General features: G+C 46.5%; 15 protein-coding genes. 4 read left to right on the forward strand and 11 right to left on the reverse strand.

Going from position 1 to position 17266, the window contains the following annotated elements; genetic code table 11:
* Positions 1–16 precede the first annotated feature (16 nt).
* From JMX98_RS05005 to JMX98_RS05015, 3 genes are all read right to left on the reverse strand, one after another.
* Positions 17–1036 carry an NADP-dependent oxidoreductase gene (locus JMX98_RS05005; protein WP_201585055.1) on the reverse strand — a complete coding sequence of 340 codons (1020 nt, stop codon included), beginning with the start codon at positions 1034–1036 and terminating at the stop codon, positions 17–19.
* Positions 1037–1149: 113 nt separating this feature from the next.
* Positions 1150–1905 (reverse strand): endonuclease/exonuclease/phosphatase family protein, encoded by a 756-nt coding sequence (locus tag JMX98_RS05010; protein WP_105244526.1) that lies wholly within the window; start codon positions 1903–1905, stop codon positions 1150–1152.
* A 172-nt stretch (positions 1906–2077) separates the two neighbouring features.
* On the reverse strand, positions 2078–3190 hold the full coding sequence (locus JMX98_RS05015) for a hypothetical protein (protein ID WP_201585057.1): 1113 nt from the start codon (positions 3188–3190) through the stop codon (positions 2078–2080).
* Positions 3191–3729: 539 nt separating this feature from the next.
* Between JMX98_RS05015 and JMX98_RS05020 the strand changes: the two genes are divergently transcribed.
* From JMX98_RS05020 to JMX98_RS05035, 4 genes are all read left to right on the forward strand, one after another.
* A complete protein-coding gene (locus JMX98_RS05020) occupies positions 3730–5925 on the forward strand; it encodes a M3 family metallopeptidase (RefSeq protein WP_201585059.1) in 2196 nt (731 codons plus the stop codon).
* The gene (locus JMX98_RS05025) at positions 5926–6183 is read left to right on the forward strand and encodes a YheV family putative metal-binding protein (protein ID WP_201585061.1); all 258 of its coding nucleotides are present in this window, start codon (positions 5926–5928) and stop codon (positions 6181–6183) included. It abuts the gene before it with no gap.
* Positions 6184–6324: 141 nt separating this feature from the next.
* Positions 6325–6849 (forward strand): hypothetical protein, encoded by a 525-nt coding sequence (locus tag JMX98_RS05030; protein WP_201585063.1) that lies wholly within the window; start codon positions 6325–6327, stop codon positions 6847–6849.
* A 22-nt stretch (positions 6850–6871) separates the two neighbouring features.
* A complete protein-coding gene (locus tag JMX98_RS05035) occupies positions 6872–7435 on the forward strand; it encodes a hypothetical protein (RefSeq protein ID WP_201585065.1) in 564 nt (187 codons plus the stop codon).
* 344 nt (positions 7436–7779) lie between these two features.
* Here the strand turns inward: JMX98_RS05035 and pnp are convergent, their stop codons facing one another.
* The 8 genes from pnp to infB all read right to left on the reverse strand — a co-directional run bounded on the left by pnp (position 7780) and on the right by infB (position 17259).
* Positions 7780–9882 carry a polyribonucleotide nucleotidyltransferase gene (gene pnp, locus JMX98_RS05040; RefSeq protein ID WP_192993371.1) on the reverse strand — a complete coding sequence of 701 codons (2103 nt, stop codon included), beginning with the start codon at positions 9880–9882 and terminating at the stop codon, positions 7780–7782.
* A 722-nt stretch (positions 9883–10604) separates the two neighbouring features.
* Positions 10605–10871 carry a 30S ribosomal protein S15 gene (gene rpsO / locus JMX98_RS05045; protein WP_075101373.1) on the reverse strand — a complete coding sequence of 89 codons (267 nt, stop codon included), beginning with the start codon at positions 10869–10871 and terminating at the stop codon, positions 10605–10607.
* 514 nt (positions 10872–11385) lie between these two features.
* Positions 11386–11559 (reverse strand): hypothetical protein, encoded by a 174-nt coding sequence (locus JMX98_RS05050; protein ID WP_201585067.1) that lies wholly within the window; start codon positions 11557–11559, stop codon positions 11386–11388.
* A 67-nt stretch (positions 11560–11626) separates the two neighbouring features.
* Entirely contained in the window at positions 11627–11788 is a 162-nt protein-coding gene (locus JMX98_RS05055; RefSeq protein WP_158676696.1) for a hypothetical protein, read from the reverse strand.
* Between the two features lie 102 nt (positions 11789–11890).
* A complete protein-coding gene (locus JMX98_RS05060) occupies positions 11891–12415 on the reverse strand; it encodes a type 1 glutamine amidotransferase domain-containing protein (RefSeq protein WP_100748660.1) in 525 nt (174 codons plus the stop codon).
* A gap of 467 nt (positions 12416–12882) precedes the next feature.
* Positions 12883–13929, reverse strand: a complete 1047-nt coding sequence (gene truB, locus JMX98_RS05065; protein WP_201585069.1) for a tRNA pseudouridine(55) synthase TruB — start codon at positions 13927–13929, stop codon at positions 12883–12885.
* Positions 13930–13938: 9 nt separating this feature from the next.
* Positions 13939–14328 (reverse strand): ribosome-binding factor A, encoded by a 390-nt coding sequence (locus tag JMX98_RS05070; protein WP_105244516.1) that lies wholly within the window; start codon positions 14326–14328, stop codon positions 13939–13941.
* Positions 14329–14532: 204 nt separating this feature from the next.
* Positions 14533–17259 (reverse strand): translation initiation factor IF-2, encoded by a 2727-nt coding sequence (gene infB / locus JMX98_RS05075; protein WP_201585070.1) that lies wholly within the window; start codon positions 17257–17259, stop codon positions 14533–14535.
* Positions 17260–17266 lie beyond the last annotated feature (7 nt).

Below are 17266 nucleotides of genomic sequence, written 5' to 3' on the forward strand. Positions count from 1 at the left end.
AACTGCATGGGTCTGGCTAATCGCTTTTTTGTTTTACTTGTAAGACTATCTTGCCAAAGGCATCGCCTTTTTGCAGCTCATGATGCGCTGCCACCACTTCAGAGAGTGGGTAGACGCTTTGAATCTTTAAGCGTAACTTTCCATCAGCGATGAGTTGTAAAACGCGTGCCATATCATCACCGCTGCGCTGCGCTTTGTAGCCTGTGACCGTTAGCTGCTTTTGCTCACCTGCTGCTTTGAGTTTATCAACCCAGATAGTCGGCAAAACAAAAACCCGAGCCGCAGGCTTGAGCACGCTCAGCGCTCGTACGCCTGCCTCATCACCGACCAGATCCAGTAGCACATCAGCTTGTAGATCAGGAAACGCCGCGTCTTTGGTATAGTCAATCCAGCCTGCCAGCTTGTCTTTATCGATTAAGTCTGCAAGCTTGTCATACTTCTCAGGTGAGCAAATGACCGTGACCTTGATATCGTCGTTGGCTACTTTATCCATCAATAGCTGTATCGCTAGGTGCCCCACCCCGCCTGCGGGTGCATTGATGACGACGTGCTCACCTTTTTTGATAGCAGCAAACTCAACAAACTGTAGCGCGGTTTGACCAATACAAGGCAGTGCGCCTGCTTGCTTTAGTGTGACAGGATTGGGCACTTTGGCCAGCAGTTTGGCATCCACTGCCACATATTCAGCGTAGCAGCTGCCCTCAAAGCTCAAAGCCGCCACCTGATCACCGATGGCAAATTTATCACTACGGCTATCTACCACCGTACCTGCGACATCGAAACCCAAAATTGCTGGCTCGTTTTTATCAAACTTATTGCTTTGAATTGCCTCTGCGCCCCAGCCTTTGCCTTGACGCGTTTTATAATCGACGGGGTTTATCCCTGCATACGCCACTTCGATCAAAACTTGCTCGTCTGCCAACGATGGCATCGCCACCCCGTCTTGATACTGCATCACTTCAGGTGCACCAAACTCTTTGATGAGGACAGCGTGCTGCGTAGTTGGCAGTTGTTTTTCGGTTGTTGAATTAGACATGGTATATATCCTTATCCGTCTATTAATTAAAGTATTTTTGGCTTTTTATACATATGTTTATACACGTAATCATACATCAGGGTCGGTGTCGTCACTCTCATAAACTGCACCCGCTATAAGGTCAGCTCAGCACTGAGCGGCAGATGATCAGATAGGGTCGACCAAGGCTTGCCCGTGTGTACCCATGCGTCTTTGACCGTCAGATTACGCACATAGATGCGATCTAAGCTGAGCACTGGTAGCTTGGCTGGAAAGGTGGGCAAGAGCTTGCCATGACAGTGCTTAAAGGCTTCCGTCATGCCGAGGCTGGCCGCCAGCTTATCACAAGACATTTTTTTCCAGTCATTAAAATCCCCGGCCAAAACCAGAGGTTGGTCGTCATCGATTTCGTTACGTACATAGTTAGCGATGGCCTCATACTGTTTGATACGGTCGCGCTCAAACAAGTTTAGATGCGCGCACAATACCACCACTGGCCGCTCCCAGCCGATGGGTTGTACTTCACAGTGGAGAACGCCGCGCTGCTCTAGCTTATTGACGGTGATATTGACGTTATGCTTTGGGTCTAAGGGGAAGCGGCTGAGCACCGCGTTGCCATGATGGCCATTTTCGTACTCTGAGTTTTTGCCGTAGCTGTTTTGCAGTTTTAGGTATTCGCCAAACCACTCATGCTGAGACTGGTCAGGGTACTCATTGTATTGCATATTGCGCTTTAGGTTTTGACCCTGCACTTCTTGCAAACACAGCACATCAGAACCTATGATATCGAGCGCTTGCGCGATGCCTTGTATTTTGACTTGGCGGTTCATCGGCGACATGCCTTTATGAATGTTATAGCTGGTTAAAACAAAAGAAGTCGTGGTAGTCATAGGTTTGGTCATAAACTCAGTATGGTAGGATAAGGGCGGCATGGTCTGCGGTGAGCCAAAACCGACGTAAAAAGAGCATTGATTCGTTGTGAACCAATGCTCTTATGTTATACCTAACTGCCGCCGATGGCTAATGCGTCATCGTATCACGCCAGTATCTGGCAGTCCCGATTTAGTAGCGAGTCACCAGAGCAATCGGTTGGTCTGCACCCATGATATCTTGTGGCATAAACACCGCTTTACCACCATTATGAATGACATGCTCAATGATTTCACCGATGGCATCATCCGTCACGCCATCAGCAGCTGGGTCGTCTGCGAGGCTCAGGGTCTGCGCTTGTTCATCTATCTTTGCAGGCTGGATATAACCGCGGCGGACATAGAGGGTCTCGCCTACGCCTTGATAGGCACTGCGATAGACTTCTTGCAAGTCAGTCTGGAGCATACTGGCGCCACGTGCTTTATCTATCTCACCGAGTGCTTCTTGATGTAGCGACGAGCGATAGCCCTCGACCGCTTCTTGTACGCTATCGATGATATGCTGAGCGCTGCCATCTTCTAGGTTGGTCGCATTGGTGACGGTAGCAATGATGTTGTCAGGACGGTCACAGACTTCTTTATAGTAGCCGATGTTTTTGGCATCACCCACGATGACCAGCGGCATTTTATTCTCGCCCCACAGCTCTTGCACGCTTTTATCAACTTGATTAAAGAACTCTTTGAGATAGCTGCTTTCGTTGTTTGATGAGCGATCTGAGCCACCATCGCCTGTGGTATAGGGGCCATTATTTTCTACAGGAAATGGGATGTTTTCCATGTTGTTTTGTGCATCGTCATCTTTGTCAAACTCTCTGATGACGCGATCGTTCGAGGCTTCGATGAGGCGCGCATGTTCGCGGGTTAGCACCACGGTATAGTAGTGGACAGCACTTGCCATATCACGTACTAGATCACGAGTGGCAAAACGATCTGAGATAACGACGCGCTCTTGGGTATCGATCGGCATACGGATGACTTTTACATCATCGGTGCTGGCAAATATCGCTAAGGTGTCAAGGTTATAGTTATGGTTGAGCTCTTTGGTTTTTGCGTAGATATTGTCCAAAATAGTAGTAGCCGTACGCTTATCATATTCACTGTTTAAGCGCTCTTCGACGATTTTTAGTTGGTTTTTTAGGGCAATAGGGTCTTGATCGTTAGCAGGGTGCTCACGATGCGTTTTTACAAAGATACTGACCGCAGGGTTGGCTTTGGTTTCACGTAAGCTCTTTAAAGTTGCTTTCATATATTGCTCCTTGTTTTATTATGGTTTCATGGCTTTTTAGTGTTTATTAAACCTAATATTTATGACACTTATTGTTTATTAAACGACGTCTTTTATTAAAAAAACCGCTTAGAAAAACATCCATTTAAAAGACAGAGCTGCTTGTTTTTATGTTGTACTGTCTGTCATGTCTGTGCTGATAGTCCATTAACTTGATGCTAACAGCTAAACCTCACGCTCTATAGGGTGAATTTGCAAGCAAATGATAGCGCTTTGTAAGCGAAGCACTCTTTATTGTATAAATCATTGTATATAAACTTGCCTGACTCAAAAAATGACGGATTGTTTGCATGATTTTGTGCGCTCATTGTTTTGTTGCACTGTTGACACCGTTTGCGATTCTGCGCTGTTTGCGGTATGACTGGCGCGTAGGTTGTATTTTTGGCAAACGAACCCATCTTTTATACAGCTTATAAATAAAACGATAAGGCCACCTACACCACCTCATGCCAAACGCATGATTGTCAATTATTCATTCATATCAGATATCGGACGCCGCTATGACAGCCATTTCTCCAGCATTACACCTTGTCGATTTTGACAACGTCTCACCCGCCACCCTACAAGACCAAGTTCGCAGCGCCATTGATGCGGCCAATGCTTTTTTAGATACAATGCCAGCTTTAGACTCCTTGCCAGCTGACCGCCAAATCAGTGCTGAGCAAGCACTGGCAGATGTGATGAGCTTTGACCATATCAATTTGGCGTTGGACCGCAGTTGGGGGATTTTGTCGCATCTAAATAGCGTGATGAGTAATGATGATATTCGTCAGGTACATCACGAGCTGCTCCCCAAGCTTTCTGCCTATGGCACACGTGTCGGCCAACACCAACCGCTCTTTGGCCGTTATCAAACCATCAAAAATGACACAGCGTTTTTTGCAGCGCTTGAGCCTGCGCGCGCACGGGCGATTGAGCTAGCACTGCGTAGCTTTGAGCTATCAGGCGTGGCATTGCCAAAAGAGGAGCAAGCCACTTTTGCTGATATTCAAAGCAAACTCTCAACTTTATCTGCGACGTTTTCAGACCATATTTTGGACGCCACTCAAGCCTATGCTCTGCCGCTTAGCCAAGCGCAGTTGGCAGGGTTAACCGACAGTGGCTTAGCACTGCTAGCAGATGCCGGTGAACAATATAAAGCGCGTGAGCTGGCTCGTGGTACGCTCTCACAGGCCGATGTCGATGCACTACCAACGCCTTACTATGTAGCCAGCTTAAACATCCCTGTATATTTGGCCATCATGACCCATGCCGATGACCGTGATTTGCGCGAGACGCTATACCGTGCGTATGTGACCCGTGCCTCAGAGTTTGACACGCATACCAATGCCAAAGGCGAGTCGCTAAATAACGCGGATATCATGAGTCAGATTTTGCAGCTGCGTGAACAAAAAGCCAAGCTGTTGGGTTTTGATAATTATGCAGAGGTTTCTTTATCGACCAAGATGGCGGACAGTGTGACAGAGGTCGAAGACTTTTTACGCAACTTGGCCGCACAGGCCACGCCAGCCGCGCAGCAGGACTTAGCGCAGCTACAGACATGCGCCCAAGACTACGGCATTGATGAGCTACAGCCCTGGGACAGCGCTTATATCGCCGAAAAAGTTAAACAAAGCAAGTTTAGCTTGTCGCAAGAAGAGATACGTCCATATTTCCCCTTACCAAAGGTCATCAGCGGCTTGTTTGCAATCGTTGAGCGCTTATACGGTATCAAGGTACAAGAGCACAGCGAGTCGGTATCGCGCTGGCACGATGACGTGCGTTTTTATCAGTTGTTTGACGCCGATGATACATTGCTTGGAGGGTTTTACTTCGACTTGTTTGCTCGTAGTGGCAAGCGCGGCGGCGCATGGATGAGTGGCTTTCAGTCGCGCTATCGTCATGAGCCCACAGAGCATCAGCAGCTACCAGTTTGCTTTATGGTTGGCAACTTCACCCCTGCCCTAGATGGCAAGCCAAGCTTATTAACCCATGATGAGGTATTGACCTTATTTCATGAATTTGGTCACGGTCTCCATCATTTATTGACCCAAGTGACGGTCGGCGATGTGGCTGGGGTCAATGGGGTTGAATGGGACGCCGTCGAGCTACCCAGTCAGTTTATGGAAAACTGGGCATGGGACAGCGAGGGCATCGCGCTGATTAGTAGTCACGTCGATACTGACGAGCCACTACCAGCCGATAAGCTTGATGCACTACTAGCGGTAAAAAACTTCCAAAGCGGCATGCAGACCTTACGTCAAATCGAGTTTGCCTTGTTTGATTTGCTGATTCATGCACACACGCCAGCACTTGATTATGAGGGTATTTTGGCGACACTAGATGCGGTACGTCGTGACGTCGCTCTCATGCAAACCCCCGACTACAACCGTTTTGCCAATGGCTTTAGTCATATCTTTGCAGGCGGCTATGCGGCTGGCTACTACTCGTACAAATGGGCAGAGCTACTCTCTGCCGATGCCTTTAGTAAGTTTGAAGAAGAGGGTATCTTTAACCCTATCACTGGTAAGGCGTTTCGTGAGACGATTTTGTCGGTCGGTGGTAGCTTCCCTGCCAAGACCAACTTTGAAAACTTCCGTGGCCGTAGTGCCAGTATTGATGCTTTATTGCGCCATAGCGGTTTTGTCGCGACTCAAGGCATGCAAAATACCGATACTACTCATAGCACGCGTCACAGTACGCGCGAGGGCATCTAAATGCGTTATCAATCATCAACCCCCAAGCGCCGGTTTTTAGCAGGCGTTCGTTGCCCTAAATGTCAGGCGATGGATGCGGTGGTGCAGATAAATATTGTCACGCCAGTAGCTGATGAATATATCGAGTGTACCCAGTGCGGGCACACAGAGCGCCGTCCAGATCCTGATGCCATCAGTGCCAAAAACCATGCCGAAGACCAGATCGCTCGCGATGCCATGGCGACAGGCACCAGCGGAACAGTGAAGTTTAAGCCCTAAACGGCACATGTCGCTATTTGATGATAGCGACGTGTTTTATTCTTTAACGGTGTTTTAAGCCTATCTTTTAATAGATAGGCTTTTTATTTTGAGTTTGCTATAGTATGTCCACTGATATCTTTGACATAAATCGACCAAAGTATGAAAAACAAAAAACCGCACCCTTTATTAAATAAGCATCTAAACAACAAACCCTCTAAATCGCACTCAAAAGCCGCAGTCGCTGTGATATTGGTTTTGCTTGTTGCAGCTTTTGGTTACTTTATTTGGACGCAGTCTCAGCCTAAAGTAAGCGAGCCTATCGACCAATCCTCGTCGGCCTTAGCTGAACAGACTAAAACAACAAATACAGTAGCGTCTCCCGATGTCTCAACAGATGATACGATAAATACCGAAAACAATAGCGCTGCGATGGCCAGCAACCAAATACCAGATCCAAAAGCCATCCTACAAGCACCGCTACCACAGAATAATAGCTTAGCCAAAGAAGAGATTGATCGGTTAGAAGATGAGCGCCAACGTCTCGCCGAGCAAGAAAAACTGGCCGCTGAGCAATTAGCAATGAATAAAAAACTTGCAGATATGAAAGCAGAGCAAATCGCTCTACTCGAACAGCAAATCGCCCAGCTAGAAGCGGATAACGCCAGCAAAACCACTGAGCAATAAGGATTTTTTTAAGGGGCTGATCATGGCAAGCATCCAACTCACTCACGCCCCTATCTTAAATAGTAGCGCGCAGCTGCTTATCCTGCCTGTCAATACTGCTGGCATTTTGTTAGACCCTATTCTCAAGCGCGCCAAAACGCTGTTTCCTGACAACTACCAGCGCTATCATCGTGCCTGCCGCGACGGTAGCTTACACGTGGGCAGCTGTCTTTTGCATAAGCGCGTGCGCGAGCAAGCGGGACTTGCAGCCAGTAGTAATGGCAATCAGCCAAGCCACATTACCAATCTTGTGATATCAGACCATCCCTACCATTCGGCTCGTATGCGCTGGCTGACTGCCGCGTTGATACAGTTACGTGAGCAGCTGATACCGCTGATACGCTATCAAGGAATGCGTAGGGCAGCTCTTATGGCCCGTCCCTTAATTTATGATACTACGCGGCAGCACTCACCTGCTACCGCGCATTTAGCAAACGCCGTACCGCCAGATTGGGCTACAGAGACATTACCGCTTTTGATGCAGCATTTACAAGATCTGCCCAAACTGCGTATCGATATACACGTCCCCAAGCATTTTGACATTTAAGCATCCATTAAGACAATCTACCAAATAGTATCCGTGCTTGCTTAAGTCTAACCGACACACCAGCCGGCACCAGCAACATGTATATAGTCGACACACTCTAAAAATGTCATAGCGCTACTGGGATAAATTTTGCGCAGCCTCTAGGAACGTAGCACGCAAGTAAAATTTATACCAGTAGCGCGTTTAAATCCATAACAGTTTTACATTCAGCTAACTATATTGATTGTGTTGTATGAGCTATCGGCTTTATAACGGCCAAAAAAAACCGCCTTAAGCGTTCATAAAGAACAACTTAAAGCGGTTTTGAGTGTTTATAAAAAGTATCACACGCTTATAACGACAGCTTAATTTTGCTCAACACCCTTCATGGTTAGCTTGATGCGACCACGGTTGTCGACGTCTTGAACCAAGACATTGACTGCCTGACCTTCGCTCAGATAGTCTGATACGCTCTCGACGCGCTCTTCTGCGATTTGTGAGATATGCACAAGGCCATCGGTGTTTGGCAGTACATTGACAAAGGCACCAAAGTCTACGATACGAGCAACCGTACCGGCATACGTTTTGCCTACTTCCACTTCAGCCGTCAACGCTTCGATTTTGCCAATTGCCGCTTTGGTCGCTGCTTTGTTTTCACCAAAGATACGAATCGTACCACCGTCATCGATATCAATGACTGCACCAGTCTCTTCAGTCAACTGACGAATCATGGCGCCGCCTTTACCGATGACATCACGGATCTTGTCTGGATTGATCTCGATGACCGCATAGTTTGGTGCATGTGCGTTGATTTCAGTACGGCTTTGCGGCAAGACTTTATTCATCGCTTCAAGGATATGAATACGACCAGCATGCGCTTGCTTTAGCGCTTGCTCCATGATGTCAGGGGTGATGCCTTCGATTTTGATATCCATCTGCAGCGCAGTGATACCGTCTTTTGAGCCCGCCACTTTAAAGTCCATGTCGCCCAAATGATCTTCGTCACCTAAGATATCTGATAAAACAGCAAAGCGATCGCCTTCTTTTACCAGACCCATAGCAATACCTGCCACAGGGGCTTTTAGAGGCACGCCAGCATCCATCAATGCCAAGCTAGCACCGCACACAGACGCCATAGAAGACGAACCATTTGACTCGGTAATCTCCGATACCACACGAATGACGTACGGAAAGCGCTCGCTATCTGGTAGCATGGCTTGAACACCGCGGCGCGCTAGGCGACCATGACCGATCTCACGGCGCTTAGGGATACCTTCACGGCCTGTCTCGCCGACAGAAAAATGCGGGAAGTTGTAATGCAGCATGAAATGATCACGAATCGTACCGCTTAGTGAATCAATCATATTGACATCACGGCTGTTACCCAACGTCGTGGTTACTAGCGCCTGCGTCTCACCACGCGTAAATAGCGCAGAACCGTGAGTATAAGGTAATACGCCAACTTGCACGTCTAGCGCACGCACGGTCTCAAGGTCACGGCCATCGATACGCGGCTTACCTGATAAGATATTGTCACGAACGGTGCGGTATTTCAGATCTTCGTAGATGTCTTTTATCTCAGAAACTTTGCTGTCATAGTCTTCTGATTCGCTATCCCCTGCCAGCGCTTCGATGGCAGCATTTTTGATATCATCAAGTTTGCTATAGCGATCTTGTTTGTTGGTGATGGTATAGGCATCAGCCACTTGCTCACCAAACTGCGCTTTCATGCTGCTCTCAAGCGTCTGATCTCGCTCAGGTGCCGCAAATTCTTGCTTGGCAGTGCCGACTTCTTCTGCCAAAGAGGCAATATTGTCGATGACGATTTGCTGCTGCTGATGACCGTATAACACAGCGCCCAACATCTGATCTTCTGACAGCTCTGCAGCCTCAGACTCTACCATCAACACTGCTGACTTGGTACCGGCAACCACCAAATCCAGATCACTACTCTCTAGCTGCTCAAGCGTTGGGTTGAGTACATATTCACCATTGATAAAACCAACACGCGCTGCCGCGACAGGGCCATTAAATGGCGCATCAGAGATAGCAAGTGCCGCTGACGCACCGATAAGCGCTGCGATATCAGCAGACTGAGTCTTGTCTGATGACACCACGGTGGCGGTAATTTGGATTTCGTTTACATAACCTTCAGGAAACAACGGGCGGATCGGACGGTCGATAAGACGCGAGGTAAGAGTTTCAAACTCGCTGGCGCGGCCTTCACGTTTGCCATAAGCGCCTGGGATTTTACCCGCGGCATACATTTTTTCTTGATAGTTTACGGTGAGCGGAAAGAAGTTTTGACCTTCTTTGGCTTCTGACTTTACTACCGCTGCTACAAGGACAGTCACCCCGCCCATATGAATCAAAATAGAGTTGGCTTGACGAGCCACGCGTCCTGTTTCGATGACAACCTGCTGGTCGCCATACTGAAATTCGCGCTTAATGGTATTAAACATTGTCATATAATCTTCCTAATGTTGACTGACAAAAACGAATATCAGCATCGTATAAAGCTGATATCTGTCATTAAAATTCTTTGAATATAGCCGCCCGCTGACTGACATCGTTTGCTATGTTATAGCCGCGGCGGCATATCTCATTACGATCTTTGTATCCATGCCTGCCACAGATATTTTGCTGGTATGTATATGTGGCTGTGCAAATGTGGTCTTACTATCGTTTGATCGATCTATTATCTAAAACCGATGCAGCGCGCTTAGCTACCTACATCTTATGTTACCTTGTGCAATATATTTATGATGACTGCCTTATTGGCACTCCCTGCATAAACACCCTACTCACTGGCAAGTCCTCTATCTAACAATCGCTAAGCCATCAAGTTAACAATGCATTATTTTACAGTGATTTGTGGCTATTGACCAATCAATTACAAAACGGTACGTCCACCGCTGATGATCGGCCATTATCAATATAACAGACAGTAAGAATAACACACAGCACACGTGCCACACGCATCACCGAGCAGACAGTATTACTTCTTAATTTCTTAACTTCTTATAAATAAGCATAAAAAAACGGCGTGAAACTATTCCACACCGTTTTTAGAAAAATCTATTGTATCGATATCAGCAAGTAAGTGTGACGCGCTCTGCTAGAAGCTTGATAGTTAGCGCCTAAAGGTGCGTCACTTATCTGAATGAGCGCTCATACTATCGTCGCTGTATTAACGACGTAGACCTAACTGACTAATAAGAGTGGTATAGCGACCAAGATCTTTACCTTTTAGGTAATCAAGCAATTTGCGACGCGTATTTACCATACGGATAAGGCCGCGGCGGCTATGATGGTCAGCTTTGTGCTCTTTAAAATGGTTTTGCAAATCATTGATACGTGCACTTAACAACGCTACTTGTACTTCTGGAGAACCCGTGTCGTTTTCGCTGCGCTGGTATTGGGCAATGATTTGTTCGCGATCAGTATTGGTTAGCATAAATATCTCCGGCAATGCTAAAAGCTTTAAATACGCTCGAATTTGAGCGATATATAAAGCAGTAAAATAAAAAGTAAAACAGCTTATACGGCATTCAGGACAACCCTGCATTACTAGAGTTGACCTAGTGTCGCTGAGCTCAATCACATAAGATCATCATCTAAAAAAGGCAGATAAGTCACGGCTCTATCTCGCTCCTTATGAGCGCAATGATTTAAGCCTAATGCTATCTTCAAACCAAATTTAAATGTGGCGGCAATTATAACAAAAAACTGCTGAACTCGCAGCAGTTTTTCATATTAGTTTGTGATAAAAAGCGTAAGATACAAACCGACTCAAACGCGTCAAAAGATGATAGTAGATTCAGTTTAAAAATATTATAGCGCTACTGGTATAAATTTTCCTTGCGTGCTGTATACACAGAGGCTGCGAAAAATTCACCCCAGTAGCGTTTTGGAACTTATGACAGTTTTGTTTTCAACTGACTATAAAAGGCTCCTATTTTAAAAGGCTTCTATTTTTTTGCATCTTTTTGTGTTGCATGCGTGCCCAGCTCATTGTCCTCTAAAGGCACCGTGGTCGCTTCTGCTAAGCTATCTGGCGTCGCATCTTCACGTGGATTGATATCCTCAGCCAGTTTTTCAATTTCTTGTTCTTGTTGATCCATATTATCTGTGGACTGACTCATAATCCCTCCTATTTTTATTATTTCTGTTTAGCTACAGCTAAACTCAATTATAAATTAGCTGTATTGATTACTGATCTTTTTTTACATTTTCTAAATTATCAGCAATTCTATCAGCCGCCGCCTCAGAATCTTCTGTGTGATTGTCTTCAGTTTGGCTTTTTAATGCCGCCTTTGCTGATTCTGAGCGTTGTTGTTCTAGCTTTGTATCGTTTGGATTTGAATTGGCCATGATAGTTTCCTCTTGATGATAAAACTTGATTGTAAAATAAGTCTTAGCGTTTAAAGGTTATTAGACAGAACAAGTAATAAACAAAATATTGCACATACACAGTTACGATAATGCTTTGTCAATAGCAGCAACGAAGTTGTCAATATCGTCTGGATTACGTGAGGTAATTAAATTACCATCGACTTGTACGGTCTGGTCTACAAAGTCCGCCCCAGCATTTTGCAAATCCGTCTTTAGCGAATGATAAGCCGTAAGCGTCTTACCTTTTGCGATACCGGTATTAATAAGCACCCAAGGCGCATGGCAAATCACCGCTAAAGGCTTACCAGCATCATTAATAGCATGAATCAGCTGATGGGCGTCTTGCTTGCCGCGTATGGTGTCAGCATTGACAGTACCGCCCGGCAAGACCAGCGCGTCGTAGTCGTTCGCGTCTGCTTCGCTAGCGAAAATATCAGCAGTAAACGTATCTGCTTTATCGACATCTTGCTGCATCGCTTGGACTTGCTTGTCTTTGTTGGTAGTAATCAATACTGTCTGATAACCCTTATCTTTTAGCTGGTTATTGACATCTTCATACTCGGCTTGTTCAAAGTGATTATGTAATAAAAATGCAATGGTCTTCATCGTTATCTGTATCCTTATCGTTGTCTTTGTTAAAAACTACTTTGTTAGAAACTACTTTTTATCGAGTTATAGCCACGTATTTACTATTCTATTTTTAGATAGCAAAACCATAATCCATTATTTTTACTTACTTATATTTTTATTGATAATTATTATTATCTTCCCTCTCAACCCTCTATAGTAAAACTATAATGCGTTTCTAGTTATTCTTATACTTGAATATTATTTTTATAATTCATTTAAACGTCCTGTTTTTTCTTATCTTAATAAAACGCTTAATTGTTATTTTTATCATAAGTATTTTTATTATTATGATGTCACGTTTCCCTTGCTGACTTAATTAATGTACAAAAAAAACAGGTCTCACCATAGGCGAAACCTGCAATAAAATGTGACGATATGTGATTAGTGTAAACTGTTAGTAAGCCAACCGGGCAATAAGCCGCTGATCAACCAAAATGGTAACATTAACGTTGAATAAGCTTTTTCGGTTGTAGCCTACCGTTTAGACTGACAGCACCCAAACCCAAAAACTGACCTTGTTCATCTAGCAGACGAATATCTACTGGTACGTCAGAGGCGAGAGCTGTGTTGCTGACAGTCGTTTCGTGAGCCGCAGTAGCCGCTGCTACTACTTGGCTGCTGGTAGACTGGAGAATCTGTTGGGATATATAAACATGTAGCTCATCTGTCAATTGTGCAGACACATTTAGACGCTGTCCCATATGGATACGCTGACATTGCTCGGCCGTCAGCGTCATTTGTGCAGGTATTTCGATACAGGCATCTATCGGCATCAGCTGCGTGAAACGCTCGACCAATGGCAGATTTTCTAGAGCAGATAAAGTGATGGCATTATCAACCTTAAAGCTACCAACTTGTAAGCGGCGCAGGGCGGTGAGATGGCCGAGTGTACCGAGCGCTTTAGCGATGTCTTCACCCAGCACGCGCACATAAGTGCCTTTGCTACAAGTGACGGTTAGCTGAATCTGCTCATGATCGAGTGCTGTTAGGCGAATAGAGCGGATGATAATATCTCGCGGCTCACGCACGACGTCGATGCCAGCGCGGGCATATTCGTAAAGCTTTTTACCGTCTTTTTTTAGGGCAGAGTACATCGGTGGTATCTGCTGCTGCGCGCCTAAAAACTGCTGGGTAAGCTCCTCTAAAGCAGCAGCATCAAATGTCGGCACAGAGGCCGTTGCAATTACTTGACCTTGAGCATCCCCTGTATCTGTCTGGCCGCCAAGCAAAATGGTGGCTTGATAAGATTTGTCGGCATCTAGCTGATAGTGGCTAAACTTGGTGGCCTCTCCCAGACAAATCGGCAGCAGACCTGTGGCCATGGGGTCAAGCGTCCCCGTGTGGCCTGCTTTTTTACTGTCATGGTTTGGGGATTTAAACAAATACTTAACCTTGGACACCACTTGCTGCGAGGTCAGACCATAGGGCTTATCCACTAAAAGAACCCCTGAGACTTTTATCTTGTCATTTTGCTTCGCTGGGATAGGCATAATATGGGCTTACTCGTCATGCTCGTTTTTTTCGGTTTTGCTGACAGCCTGATTGATCAAGTCCATCATATAATTACCATGCGCTGTCACTTCATCATAGTGAAAACGCAAACGCGGGGTTGTACGCGTTTTTAGGCTGTGGCTAAGCTCGGTACGCAAAAATCCTGCTGCTTTATTGAGCACATTGACGCTTTCTTCATGATTGGTCTTGGTCATCGCATCATCGAGCCCTGGCTCCATGATAGTGACATAAATGTCAGCGTAACCCAAATCAGGACTGACTTTAACACTAGAGATGGTGACAAAACCGGTCAGACGCGGATCATTGACTTCGTCGCGAATAAGGACGGCAAGCTCACGCTGGATTTGATCGGCTAAGCGTTGTAAACGTTGATTCATGTTATTACCTTAATATTAGTATGACTTAGTTAATATGGCTTATTTTTATTGGTTAAGTGACTTGGTTATGAGGACTTATCTATGGTAAAAAAGGCCTAGCAGGATGTACCTGTTAGGCCTCTGTACTACGGTCTATCCACCACACCTTTCAGACTTGGCTGATAGAGCCTATGGTCTGAGGGGTGTTTGTATCTAGCTTTGTTTTTAGATAGTACGAGCGAACTCTTGGATTTCAAAGACTTCGATTTTATCACCCACTTCGACATCATAGCCACGAACCGCAAGGCCACACTCCATACCAGTACGTACTTCATTGACGTCTTCTTTATAGCGACGTAATGACTGCAACTGACCGGTAAAGATAACCTTGTCATCACGCAAGACGCGAATAGGCTTGTTACGGTAGATTGTACCTTCGACCACCATACAACCAGCAGCAGCACCAAACTTACTAGAGCGGAAGACTTCGCGAACCTCAGCGATACCAAGGATTTGTTCACGATGCTCAGGCGCTAGCATACCGCTCATTGCCGCTTTGACATCATCGATTAGACCATAGATGACGCTATAGTAGCGGATATCGATATTGGCGACATCGGCTTTGCGGCGTGCGGCGCTATCTGCGCGGACGTTAAAGCCGAGCAATACCGCTTCGCTAGATTCAGCAAGCGTAACATCAGATTCAGAGATAGGACCCACACCTGAGCTGATCACTCTGACTTTGACTTCGTCCGTTGATAATTCGTTTAAGGCGGCCAGTAAGGCTTCTAATGAGCCACGAACATCCGTTTTTAGCACGATGTTTAAGGTCGATACATCGCCTTGTTCCATCTGATCAAACATGTTCTCTAAACGCATTTTGTTCTGACGCTCGAGTTGACGCTCGCGCTCACGATTGGTTCTAAAGTCCGCAACTTCACGTGCTTTTTTCTCATCAGTGACGACTAAGAACTCGCTACCAGCGGCTGGCGTTTCAGGTAAACCTAAAATCTCGACAGGAATAGAAGGGCCAGCTGACTTGATACGCTGACCGCGCTCATCTGTCATGGCGCGCACTTTACCGTAGTATTCACCTGCCAATACCAAGTCGCCTTGCTTGAGTGTGCCTTTTTTGACCAACACGCTCACCACAGGACCACGACCTTTTTCTAGTCTTGACTCGATGACCACACCTTGCGCTGAACCATCAAGCGGTGCTTCTAGCTCCATCAGCTCAGCTTGCAATCCGATAAGCTCTAACAACTCGTCGATACCGTCGCCTGTCTTAGCAGAGATACGTGCCATCGGGGTATCACCGCCCCAATCTTCTGATACCACTTCTTTGGTGGTCAGCTCATTGAGGACGCGATCTGGGTCAGCAGTTGGCTTATCCATTTTGTTGATAGCAACGATAATCGGCGTACCAGCAGCGCGCGCATGGTCGATGGCTTCTGCTGTTTGCGGCATCATACCGTCGTCAGCGGCCACGACCAAGACGACGATATCTGTCGCTTGCGCGCCGCGCGAACGCATGGCACTAAATGCTGCGTGACCTGGGGTGTCAAGGAAAGTAATCACACCGCGGTCAGTCTTAACATGATAAGCACCGATATGCTGAGTGATACCGCCTGCTTCGCCAGTCGCTACTTTGGTCTCGCGAATCTTGTCGAGCAATGAGGTCTTACCATGGTCAACGTGACCCATGATAGTGACGACAGGTGGACGGGTTTGCACGTTACTGCTGCGCTCATCGACAGCATCTTGTAGATCGTCTTCGACCTTGGTATCACTGACAGGGACAGGGTTGTGGCCCATCTCTTCAACGATAAGACTTGCTGTCGCTTGGTCGATGGTGTCTGATTCGCGAGCGATTTCACCCATTTTCATCAGTAATTTAATGACTTCACGAGCCTTGACTGCCATACGCTGTGCAAGATCTGCAACAGTGATGTGCTCACTGATTTCGACGTCATAGATAATTTTTTCGACAGGTTTTTCAAACTTGTGCTGTGAAGCTTGCGTTGAACGTAAACCGTTTTTGCGGTTTTTGAATTCACGCTCATCTTGATTTTTACGGCGGCGGCCACGAGCACCCGTGCTATTAGCACCACGCTTGATCTCACGGCGCTCTTTTTCAAACGACTCTTCTAGAGCATCACCGACCAGACCTTCGGCCAACGGCTCATCTTTACGCACTTCTGCCACAGGCTCACGATCGGTATATTTGCCTGCCATTTTACGCATTTGCTCCAGCGTACGCTTTTGCGCTTCTTCTGCTTGCTTGCGGCGTGTTTCTGCCTCAATTTCACGCAGACGCGCTTCCTCGGCTTCGCGCGCTTCACGAGCTTTACGCTCAGCAGCGGTTTCTACCTTAGGTTTGGTCGCAGCGGCTTTTTTCTTCGGTTGCTCTTTTGGCTTCACTTCAGTGGCTGCTTTGCCACCTTTTTTTACCACCACAGAGGCTGAAATATCGTCGTTTTTATCGTCAGACTTTTTGCTTGAACCTAGGCTTGCACGCATAGCGGCCAGCGTTGCCGCTTGACGCTCTTCTGCTTTTTTCTTAGCAGCAGCACGTTCTTCTGCTTCTTTAGCAGCACGAGCTTGGGCTTCGATTAAGGCTTGCTCACGCGCAGCCAACTCTTCAGCCATTTTTTCTGGATTGGGTTTTTCAAAGACTTTCTTTTTACGCACTTCCACATTGACGCTCTTAGACTTACCTGAAGAGCCGGTCACACGCGCAGTGCTAGTCGTCTTAGACTTCAGACTAATACGGCGCTTTTCTTGCTGACCATGACTTTGCTTTAAATACGTCACCAACTTCTCTTGCTCAAGCTCGGTGACTGGGTCATCCTCTGCGCGAGCAGGCAGCCCAGCATCCACCAGTTGCTGTCTTACAGCACTTGCGGTTTTGCCTACCATATCTGCCAGTTCTTTGACGGTCTTATCTGCCATTTATTAT

Origin of the sequence: Psychrobacter sp. HII-4, from assembly GCF_904846595.1 — a bacterium.
Taxonomy (GTDB): domain Bacteria; phylum Pseudomonadota; class Gammaproteobacteria; order Pseudomonadales; family Moraxellaceae; genus Psychrobacter; species Psychrobacter celer.